Source organism: Paraburkholderia sediminicola, assembly GCF_046027825.1.
Taxonomy (GTDB): domain Bacteria; phylum Pseudomonadota; class Gammaproteobacteria; order Burkholderiales; family Burkholderiaceae; genus Paraburkholderia; species Paraburkholderia sediminicola_D.
Genome location: NZ_JAQQDU010000161.1, coordinates 1 through 10,324 on the forward strand (window position 1 = coordinate 1; position 10,324 = coordinate 10,324).

9 protein-coding genes and 2 pseudogenes are annotated in these 10,324 nt (G+C 60.8%); 1 reads left to right on the top strand and 10 read right to left on the bottom strand.

The genetic code is table 11. The features are described from left to right. The 3 genes from PQQ96_RS40400 to PQQ96_RS40410 form a co-directional block, all read right to left on the bottom strand. On the bottom strand, nt 1-875 hold an 875-nt coding region (locus PQQ96_RS40400; protein WP_408302768.1), incomplete at its 3' end, for an MFS transporter. Between the two features lie 22 nt (nt 876-897). Beyond that, the gene (locus PQQ96_RS40405; protein ID WP_408302770.1) at nt 898-2,367 is read right to left on the bottom strand and encodes an aldehyde dehydrogenase family protein; all 1,470 of its coding nucleotides are present in this window, start codon (nt 2,365-2,367) and stop codon (nt 898-900) included. Nucleotides 2,368-2,390: 23 nt separating this feature from the next. After that, nucleotides 2,391-3,362: an amidohydrolase family protein gene (locus PQQ96_RS40410; protein WP_408302771.1), complete on the bottom strand. Its 972-nt coding sequence runs from the start codon at nt 3,360-3,362 to the stop codon at nt 2,391-2,393. Nucleotides 3,363-3,667: 305 nt separating this feature from the next. On the opposite strand from PQQ96_RS40410, the gene PQQ96_RS40415 reads away from it, so the two are divergent. Continuing rightward, nucleotides 3,668-4,126 (top strand): MarR family winged helix-turn-helix transcriptional regulator, encoded by a 459-nt coding sequence (locus PQQ96_RS40415; protein WP_408302773.1) that lies wholly within the window; start codon nt 3,668-3,670, stop codon nt 4,124-4,126. A gap of 164 nt (nt 4,127-4,290) precedes the next feature. Here PQQ96_RS40415 and PQQ96_RS40420 read toward each other — a convergent pair. From PQQ96_RS40420 to PQQ96_RS40450, 7 genes and pseudogenes are all read right to left on the bottom strand, one after another. Continuing rightward, a pseudogene (locus PQQ96_RS40420) lies at nt 4,291-4,578 on the bottom strand (IS4 family transposase); the annotation flags it as partial. A gap of 432 nt (nt 4,579-5,010) precedes the next feature. Then, complete coding sequence (ltrA, locus tag PQQ96_RS40425; RefSeq protein WP_459252150.1) at nt 5,011-6,489, bottom strand: group II intron reverse transcriptase/maturase; 1,479 nt, start codon at nt 6,487-6,489, stop codon at nt 5,011-5,013. Nucleotides 6,490-6,818: 329 nt separating this feature from the next. Then, nucleotides 6,819-7,202 carry a group II intron maturase-specific domain-containing protein gene (locus PQQ96_RS40430; protein WP_408302774.1) on the bottom strand — a complete coding sequence of 128 codons (384 nt, stop codon included), beginning with the start codon at nt 7,200-7,202 and terminating at the stop codon, nt 6,819-6,821. Nucleotides 7,203-7,269: 67 nt separating this feature from the next. Beyond that, nucleotides 7,270-8,067 (bottom strand): IS21-like element helper ATPase IstB, encoded by a 798-nt coding sequence (istB, locus tag PQQ96_RS40435; protein ID WP_408302776.1) that lies wholly within the window; start codon nt 8,065-8,067, stop codon nt 7,270-7,272. Further along, nucleotides 8,054-9,625, bottom strand: coding sequence for an IS21 family transposase (gene istA / locus PQQ96_RS40440; protein ID WP_408302778.1), 1,572 nt, complete (start codon nt 9,623-9,625; stop codon nt 8,054-8,056). The genes istB and istA overlap by 14 nt, the downstream gene beginning before the upstream one ends. Beyond that, entirely contained in the window at nt 9,525-9,923 is a 399-nt protein-coding gene (locus tag PQQ96_RS40445; protein WP_408302780.1) for a hypothetical protein, read from the bottom strand. The genes istA and PQQ96_RS40445 overlap by 101 nt, the downstream gene beginning before the upstream one ends. Further along, nucleotides 9,895-10,324: pseudogene (locus PQQ96_RS40450) on the bottom strand (hypothetical protein); the annotation flags it as partial. The gene PQQ96_RS40445 and the pseudogene PQQ96_RS40450, both read right to left, overlap by 29 nt.

Here is a 10,324-nt window from a genome sequence, read left to right on the forward strand (position 1 = left end):
ATCGGAAGCCAGTTCGACAGGAAAAAGAGATCAAGCAGATTCGCGAAGTTGATCCCCCACAGCAACAGCGTCATCGTGCCGCGGCGATGGCGAAAGAGTTCGCCAACCGAGGCCTTCGCTTGCGGCTGCCCGTGAACTACAAAGCGGATCCCCGGCCCGAACTTGACGTTCGGCGCGATGCGCCCAAGCCATTGTGCAATCCGTTCCGGGCTGCGCTGTTTGAGCACCATCAGCTGGAGCGATTCTGGCAGATACCTGGCCATCGCGACGGCAATGATCAGCGGCAATATGCCCCCGACGAGGAACACCGCCCGCCAGCCCATCGACGGGAGCAGCGTGGCGCAGAGCAGCCCTCCAGCGATTGCCCCACCCGTGAAGCCACACGAAACCCATGTCATCAGCGAGGCCCGATGCTTCTGCGGACTGTACTCGCTCACCAGTGCAATGGCGTTACCCATCACGCCACCGATACCGAAACCGGTCAGAAAACGAACGACCAGAAACTCCGGCACACTTTGAACCAGGGTGGTGCCGAGCATGCATAGCCCATAGAAGACGGTCGCGCCGATCAGCACCGGCCGGCGCCCCGCGCGATCGGCCATGGCGCCGAGAACGATGGAGCCCACAAGCATCCCCAGCAGGCCGGCGCCGAACACGGGGCCGAGTTCGGCCGGACTGATGCCCCACGTCCGGACAATCGCAGGGGCGACAAAACCCATTGTCTGGACGTCGAACCCATCCATCACCACCGAGCAGCCGATCATGACCATGATCCATTTCTGGAAGGTGCTCAGTGGCTGGCTATCGATCAGCGCACCAATGTCGACGATCGAAGCAGGTGCCTCTTCCACGCGCTGTGCGGTACTGGGGGGCACTATTCACCTCACTCTGTTTGATCTAGAACGGATAAGCCGGAAGATCATCGCGGCTCGTCACCCACTGCCATTCCGTGAACTGGTCGATGTTGGTCAACGTGCTGTAGTTATGTCCGTTGCCGGACAAACCCAGACCGCCCATCGGCCCAAACACCTCGTGATTGATCGTCTGGTCATTGATGTGAATGATGCCGGCGTGCAGTCGGTCCGCGATCCGCTGGGCCCGGCGCAAATCGGCTGAAGCCACCGCTGCAACCAGCCCATACCGGTTCTGATTGGCGAGCGTGACCGCTTCGTCGTCGTTCTTGAAAACGGTTACTGCGGCGACCGGACCGAAGATCTCTTCCTCAAATGCAGGCATGCCTGGCGCGACGTCGACCAGAACGGTCGGTTTGAAAAACAGCGCGTCGCGGGACCCACCGGCGAGAACCTTCGCCCCCTGGCTCGCAGACTCCGCCACGATGCGATCGACGTTTGCAGCCTGCCGTTCGTTGATGATGGGGCCAAGATGGAAATTGCCCTTGAAGGGGTCGCCAACTGATAACGCTCCGGCGCGCCGGACGAGGCTTTCAACATACGCGTCAGCAATGCTTTCATGAACAAGATGCCGCCCTGCCGACATGCAGACTTGCCCCTGATGCAAAAACGATCCCCAAGCCCCAGCGCTCGCCGCAGCCTCGATATCGACGTCGTCAAGCACGATGTAGGGATTCTTGCCGCCGAGTTCGAGACTCGTTCGCTTGAGCAAGCCACCCGCGACCGCGCCGATCGTTTGCCCAACCTGCGTGGACCCCGTGAAGCTGATCATGTTGACAAGCGGATCCCGGACCAGCGCGTCGCCGGTTTCCGCGCCACCGGGAAGCACATGGAACAGTCCCTCGGGCAGACCCGCAGCCTCGAACAGCCGTGCATACAGGACACCGCCGCAGACCGGCGATTGCGGATCGGGTTTGAGCAGCACTGCGTTGCCGGTGGCCAGCGCCGGTGCGATGGCTCGCGCCGCGAGTACGAAAGGGGAATTCCACGGAGTAATGACGCCGACCACGCCCATTGGAATTCTGCGCGCTACGCTATGCCGCTCCCTGACGTCGCTTGTCGTAATCATCCCGGTTGGCTGACTGCCTAACGCCGCCGCTTCGAGAATCTCGCGTATCGCCAACTTCACCTCCAGTTGCCCCTTGGGCCGTATCGACCCAGTCTCGCGGACAATCTGAACGGCGATCTCCTCCTTGTGAACCTCCAGCAAACGGGCGACCTCGCGCAACACATCCCCGCGCTGAGGCCCCGGTGTCGCGGCCCAGCCGCGTTGCGCATCGGTTGCGATCGCGGCGGCGGCTGACACGTCGGCAGCCGACGCGCAACCAATCGATCCCATTTCCGCGCCAGTCGCTTTCTCGGTCACCGCGATCGTACCCGCGCCTCCGGTTTTCCACCCGCCGCTAAAGATATTGTTACGCCACACGTCTGCTGGCGCCAATTCTGTTACAGACATCAGATTTCTCCCTATTCCTCGCATCATTCAAACCCGAATAGACGCTGGGCATTCTCGCGCCCAATCTTCACGCGATCGGTTTCGCTGATCGAGCATGTGTCGAACCACTGGGACGCCTCCTCATGCGTTTCAAATGGGTAGTCGACCGAATACATGATCCGGTCACTACCCACCTCCAGCATCGCGGCCTGAAGCGTCTGCGTTCTGAAATTGCCGCTCGTCGTGAGGTAGACGTTCTCCCGGAGATATTCGCCCACGCTGCGCTTGCACGGCAGCCCGCGTGGCGCCTTCTGGAGAATGTGGTCGACGCGCCAGACGTTGTACGGAATCCCCTCGCCGAGATGGCCAAGAATCATCTGCAAGTTGGGATTGTGGTCGAACAGACCTGACGTCATCAGTCTCAGTGCGTGAATACTCGTTTCGACCGCGAACGCCCAGGTCGCGGCGGTCAGCCACGGAAAACCGTCGTAGATCGGTTCACGGGACGGTAACGGATCCCGGGGATGCATATAAAAAGGCTTGCCGAGCGCCTCCGCGTTCGCCCAGAAATCGGTGTACTGCGGGGCGTCGTAGTACACGACATTTTCCGCATCGCCCACCTGGGAAAAGCCATTCACCATGAAGCCATGAAATCCGAGATCCTTGACGCTGCGCTCGAGCTCACGCGCCGCAGCTTCGGGGTCCTGCATCGGCAATGCGGCAAATCCCCCCAGGCGGGACGGATGACGGGCAACATGCTCGGCGAGGACATCATTGGCGCGCCTCGCGACATCGATCGCTTCCTCGATGTCCGGAATACCCTGGATGCCAGGCGAGTTGAGCGACAGGATTGAATACGCGGTGCCGCCCTGCTCCATCCGCTCGAGTCGCTGCTGCTCGACGTCCATCAGATTCGACTTCAGCATCTCCCAAACGTGGGGAGGTGCGTAACCTTTCGATTGCTCGATGGTCAGGTCGATCGCAAAGTGCTCTTCGAGCGCTATCTTGTTTCTCATCAATCTGCTCCAGTTCGACGCGTCGCAACCTCGTCTGCAAAATGAAGATGAGGGGCGCCGCATGGGTTTGATCCGGGTAATTATTTATTTGATTTTTCAAGTATGCGCAACTGAATATACTTGATTTTTCAAGTATGTGTACTCCATGTAAACCCTCGGTCAATTGACGACCGTGAACAATCCCGAGCTACTGGATGATCCGGAAAATTTTCAGCAGCACGTCAATCAGCGATCGCTATTGAATTGCGTATAATTGAATTTTCAAGTATATAGACTGACTTGAATCCTCAGTTTTGGCGACGATCGTGAACACTCCCAAGCGACCAGAAGAACTGGAAAAAGCGATCCCCTTCCTGATGGCGCGTGCCACCAGTCGAATGGGAAACGCGTTCTCGAAGGCACTTAAACCGTTTGGCCTGAACCTCAGCGAGTGGCGCGTCTGTGCCTCGCTTCTGTATGTTCCGGGCCAGACCTTGTCTGAACTTTCTCTCCATGCATCGTCCGATATTTCCGCGCTCTCCAGGATCATTGATCGTCTCGAGGGGCAGGAATTGGTGCGACGGGAGAGGAGCGCGACAGATGGACGGTCGATCAGAGTTGTGTTGACGGAAAAAGGAGAAGAGCTGGCTCTGCGCATCGTCCCGGTCGCAAAGCGCCACGAGTCGGTGGCGCTCTCCGGCTTCACCGCCGGCGACGTCAAGGTGTTGCGCTCCATGCTGCTCAGATTGTTCGAAAACGCAGGCGCGCTCGACGATCTGCCTTGACCTCGCTCGTCAAGGCAGGAAACGCAATGTAGTGATGGAATCAGGAAGGTGGCGTTGTGCGCCCTGAGCACTGCGCCAATAGTCGCGATGAGCGGGACGAACCCGCAGGGCGGTAAAGCGCGAGGACCGTGCCGCGTTGCCCCCCTAGAACGAATGGCACTTACTTAAGCCCGTGGCGCGTGCCCATATTTTCGGATGCGCTCGCGTGCGATGTGACGAGGCTCTTTCAGCCATGGGTAAGACTTCGGTCTTCGTTTCCGCATTCGTGGTTCGATGCGACCGGGGCGATTCCCAACGCAAGACTGCGCGATCAGGTTGAACAGGAGACTCTGGTCGTGGGTTGCGGTCAGACCTCGGGCCAGCCATTCAGTCCATAGCTGCAAGGTGTGTTTGAAACTTAGTGTTCTCGGATCGGTGGCATAGTGGCTCGCGGCCTGAGCCATCAGCAACCGGTCGGGTAGCTGGGCGCGGTCACCCGCGTCCAGCCCCCTCAGGTAGGGTCGAGAACTGGCGCGCGCACCGGTAGGCGCCGGTGGTGATTCCACCGCTTTCGCGATGGCCCGCAATCCGGCAACCATGGTCACGTTTCCAGCTCCCGCCACGTCGAACGCAGCGGGCCGGTTTCCGGCACTACGCTCTCCTGTCTGCTTCATGTCAAGATTTATGGGACCTATCATGCTGGGCGCGCTTTCGGTGCGGCAGCACGACGAACACGATAGCCGTTGAACAGCTTCAGTTCCTCATACAGCCAGCGCCTACTCCACCGCTTCCAGCCGAAGCCGCGTCGATTCCGGGAGCGCCCCATGTGGCGATCGCGGTAGGAATGCCCATTACTGGGCACCCCCCGCACAGATCCTGGCGTGCCCAATTCGGGCACCAGGCTCCTATCTCGGGTGTTTGACGGCAAAGCGTTGGTCGGGCCACGGATGAAGTATGCGAGGATGCGGGAGCCAAGACTCTGCGATTTGCTTCATCCGTGCCCACGACGTTCGGTCCTTCTGACTGCGCCGCCGCAGCGCACGCATCCAGAGGACCGCGATGTGGTAGCGGAAGGTGCTAAGCGCGCGGAAGTTCGTGGGCACCGCATGATAGGCAAAGTACCCCTGAGCCACCTGCTTGAGCCATTTCCCCTGCTCGGGAATCGGTTCATGCCTACGCCTTCGGAGATCGTCCTTAATCTGCCTGAGCTTCGCCCGCATGCGATCGCCTCGGGTCTTTCGCTGTAGCTGAAAGGCCCCGCGAAGTGAGCGCCCGCAGATAAAGAAGAAGCCCAGGAAGGTGAAAGTCTCCGGCCGTCCAAGACACTGACGCTTTCGCCTGTCCGCCGCATAGCGCCCAAACTCCAGCAGCCTCGTCTTGTCCGGGTGCAGCGCAAGCCCGAACTTCTCCAGCCTTGCTCGCATCGCGTCCCAGAAGTGCCGCGCGTCAGCTTCATGCTCGAAGCCGACCACGATATCATCCGCGTAGCGCGTGATGATTACGTTGCCTTTGGCTTCCTGCCGTCGCCACCGTTGAGCCCAGAGATCAAAAGCGTAGTGCAGGTACACGTTCGCGAACAGCGGCGACGCCACCGCCCCCTGTGGTGTACCGGTTTCACTGACGCTAAGCTCTCCATCTTCCAGAACGCCCGCCTTGAGCCACTTGTGCACAAGGCGGATGATTCGCTCGTCGCCGATCCGGTACTCCAGAAAACAGATCAGCCATTCCTGGCTCAGTCCGTCAAAGAAGTTCCGTATATCTGCGTCCAGAATCCAGTTCACTCGGGTGCTGGTGATGGCCGTTGACAGCGCATCCATCGCATCATGCTGACTGCGCCCGGGCCGGAACCCGTACGAGAAGCCAATAAAGTCTTCTTCGTAGATGGCGTTGAGTACTTCCACCACCGCACGCTGGACAACTTTATCTTCCAGCGCGGCAATCCCCAGCGGGCGCTGTTTGCCATCCGGCTTGGGTATGTACTGCCGCCGAACGGGCAACGCCCGGTACGCGCCGCTCTGTACCCGTGCGTGCAGACGCTGGAGGTTATCTTCCAGCCCTGCCTCGAAGTACTGCCACGTCACGCCGTCCACTCCCGGAGCCGCATTGCGCTTGAGCGCATGGAACGACTCCCGCAGCCGGTCGATAGTGACATGGTGCAGCAACGCAGTGAACCGCTCCTTCTTCCGCTGCCTTGCAGCCTGCCGTACACGTTCCAGCCCGTGTGACACGCTTTCCCGGTTCTGTGCCCGGCGCGTGTTGGACTGACCCGTGTTCCCCTTGGTCCCCGCCCTTGGCTCCACCCACTCCGCAGCCGGTTCCCCGGCGTTGTTCGCAGGCTTCGTCGCTACTACGGCGGAGTCTGACTTCTCCCGTCCGTTCATCATCGGCTACGGCTCCTCGCCTTCCCGATGCGGACCTGCCTATGCTGCAACAGGCCAGACGGGAGATCTCCCGGTTCCCGCGCAAGGAGCGTCCATGCATGCCAGGTTCTCCGACCGCGCCGGGTCGTCGAGGCACTTGCGGTGTCGTGCCCCGCCGTGTTGCCTTCCGCCATCAGGACGACGTCAGCACCCGGAATATTAAGAATATCGCGGCTCAATGGCTGGCCTGCACGCTCCCCTGCCGACGCTTCGTCGACACCCTCGCGGGCGCCCACGCACGGCTCGGGGCCAATGTGGTTCGCTACACCTTCATCGTAATGGACTTTCACCATCTACTCCTTGCCGGTCTCCCGGCGCACCCTGATCTTCTTTTCTACCCAGTCTTTGATGAAGCTGAAGCACTCGCTGGAATGTCCAACGGCGAAGTAATTCACCCAACCGCGTAACACCGGATTGATCAGTTCTACCACCCGATCTACCGGCTGCGACTGGTATCGCCGAAACACCTCTTTGAGCTTGCGCAATAACGCCGTGCGCTTCTTCAGCTTTGGCGTATAGTGCGCCCGCCACACCTGCCTCTGTACGCTGCGGAGTCGACGGAAGTCGAATCCCAGAAAGCCGAAGCTCTCTGAGCGGTCCAGATTAACGGTGCGGCTCTTCTCTTCATTGACCTCAACCTGCAGTTTGGCAAACTCTTCCCGAAGTCGCGTGGTCACCGCCTGTCAGCAGCGGCGTGAATTTCACGTAAAGCAGACGGTTTGAAACTCACCATGCTGAAGACGATCAAGTGGCAGGCTCAGGATCGCTCTGGTCTTTCATGCGATAGCTTTTGCCTTCGATGACGACGGTCTCGGCATGATGAAGGACGCGATCGAGCAACGCGGAGGTCAGCGTGCTGTCGTGGTTGAAGATCTCGGCCCAGTGCTTGAACGCGCGGTTGGAAGTGATGATGGTCGCGCCATGCTCATAGCGCTGACTGATGATCTGGAACAGCGCGTCGGCACCCTGTTTATCGATGGGTAAATATCCCAGCTCGTCGACGATCAGCACGCGCGGTTTGACGTAGCGGCGCAGCTCGCGTTTGAGCCCGCCATGGGCGTACGAGGCGTTCACCGAGTTGATGATATCGACCGCGGTGGCGAACAGCACCGTGTAGCCGCGCAGACAGGCAGTATGACCAAGCGCGATACTCAGGTGGCTCTTGCCGAGCCCGACGCCACCGAGGAAGATCACGTTGGCCGCCTCTTCGATGAAGCTCAGGCGAAACAGATTCTGGATCTGCAGCCGATTGATCCTGCTGGGCCAGTTCCATTCGAATTGATCGAGTGTCTTGAGCACCGGGAAGCGGGCGAGCGCGACCCGCCGGGCGATGCTGCGATCTTCGCGACGATGCGCTTCGCCTTCGATCAGGTGGGCCAGATAGTCGACATGCGACCAGTGCTGGGCCGCCGCCTCGGTGGCCAGCGCCTCGTAATGTTGCAGCGTATAGCCCAGGTGCAGTTGCTCGAGCTGCGTGCGCAACGGATCGATGGCGAGTTCGCTCTGGTGCTCGGTAGCAGTGTTACGTTCAACGTTCGTCATGGGGTTCCTCCGGTCCGTAGTGCGAGAGATCCGGTTGCGCGAGTTCGATGTCCAGCAAATCCTGATGGCGGATCAGGTGCAGCGCGCCGGCTTCGGGGATCTGCCGGGCTTTCATCTCGAGGATGTTGGCGATGTACTCGCAACTGAAGGCGTGAAACGCAAGCCCATCCTGCAGGGCGCGTGCGACCGCCTCGATGCCGTAGATCTCGCTCAGCGCGACGATCTTGCGCGCGTGCTGCCGCGCATTGGTACGCCGTTGCTCGAGCCCATCGTAATAGCTCTGGGCGTGGGGCCCCAGACTCAGGAAGCGCAGCATCAGCCGCTGTTCGCGGGCATTGCGGCGTTGCGCGAGCAGTGCCTTCGGATGCTCGGGGTCCTCGATATCCTGATGGCGGTCATAGTTGCGCACATGTCGGGCGATCAGCAGGTTGTCGTGGTAAATGCAAACCCGCTCGGGATACGCCTTGAGCGTCACGCGCGCGCTCGCGTACCGGGCCGGCACGGAATAATGGTTGGTGTCCAGCGCTACGCGAAACTGCTTGGTAGCCCGCACCGTTACGATGCGGGCGACATCGTAGGGTGCTGGATTGAGCGGTTTCAGATGGGGCTGCTCGGCCGCGAACAGATCGACGGGGCGCTGGTGCGTCTCACCGTGGATGCGCACATTGGCGATGGTGTCGAGCCAGAGTTGGGCCGCGGGGTTGACCGCGCTGAACTCGGATAGCTCGAGCCCGTTGAGGAGATTTTTTTTGACGTAACCCACTCCGTTTTCCACCCGGCCTTTCTCGTTGCCTTTTCCGACGTTGCAGGCAACGATGTCGAACCCCCAGTGGCGCGCCGCATCGAGGTAGCGCGGATTGAACACCGGCGCCTCACCCACCAGGCGCTGCAGCACGGCGGATTTCAGATTGTCCACCATCACCTTGCGCGGGCAGCCATGGAAGGCCGCGAACGCGTGCTCATGGCACGCGAGGAAGTGCTCCATCGTCTGCGACACGGTAAATTCCACATACATCAGCCGGCTGTAGCACAGCACCATGACGAAGAACGACAGTCGCCGCCGGGTCGAACCCACGGCAATCGAGCCATATTCGCCCCAGTCAACCTGGGCGGACTCGCCGGGGGCGAAGGCAAGCTTCAGGAACGCCTCGTGACGGGGTGGGCGGATTTTGCTCACATAGTCGCGCACGATCGTGTAGCCGCCGTCGAAGCCGGCTTCGCGCAAACGCTGGAAGATCTGCTGCACACTGTACGGATGCGCATCGAGCCAGCGCACCACCTGTGCCTTGAACGGATCGAGCCGGCTCGCGCGAGGCAGTGACTGGCGCGGCCGATACTGACCAGCCTTGAGCCACTTCGCCACCGTTTGCGGATGCAGTCCGAGCGCGTGTGCCGTCTGCGTGATCGTCAGGTGTTGCCGGTCATGGCAGTCGCGGATCTTGCAGTACGTCTCATAATCAAGCATGGCGCTTGCCCAGCGCTGCGTGCAGCCGCTCGAGTTGTGTGGCGACGTCCGCGGCGGGACTCGGGGACAGCGCCGGCTCCGCAGCCGGCCCATCCAGCGCGAGCACCTGATAGAGCGGCCTTTGCCAGGCGATCAGGCCGATGCGGATCAGATCGCTGCGGGCCATCTCCAGGCGCGCCGGCGCCATCGACAGGCGACGCGCCAGCGACGTGTCCGCGTAGTAGCTCAGGCCCTGGGCATCGGCGACGGTGACCAGAAACAGGTACAGCGCGGCGGCACACGCATCACAGCGCTCGATATAGCGCTCGCGCACCAGCCGATGGTCGACCCAGCTGAACTGACTCGGAATGGTACGGACCCGCTCAGCGCAGATCACCCGCTTGATCGGCATGGTCGCGCCTCCCGCTCAAGATGTCTTGTCCCAGTTGTAGCAGGCGCCGGGTGCTGCGCGCGATGTCCTCTTGTAACGCACTGTCGGTCAAATGGGCGATCAGCCCAATCAGCACGGCCGGTTGCGCGGACAAGACATCTTGTAACGCATCGCCCACCATGAACGCCGATTCCTCTTGTGTTTCAATGGGTTGCGCGCGGCAGTCATCTTGTAACGCAGAGGCATCCTGTGCGCCGGAACGCCGCCAGTACCCCGGATGCTCGGCGCGCCAGCGCTGCACCCGCGCGACATTCTCGGCGCCGCGGAAGTAGTCCTGGCTCTCGGGTTGGGAAAGCCACTGGTGTTGGCTGGCCGCTTTGCTCGCCTGACGGCACGCGGGTGCGCTGCAATAGCGCTGGTGT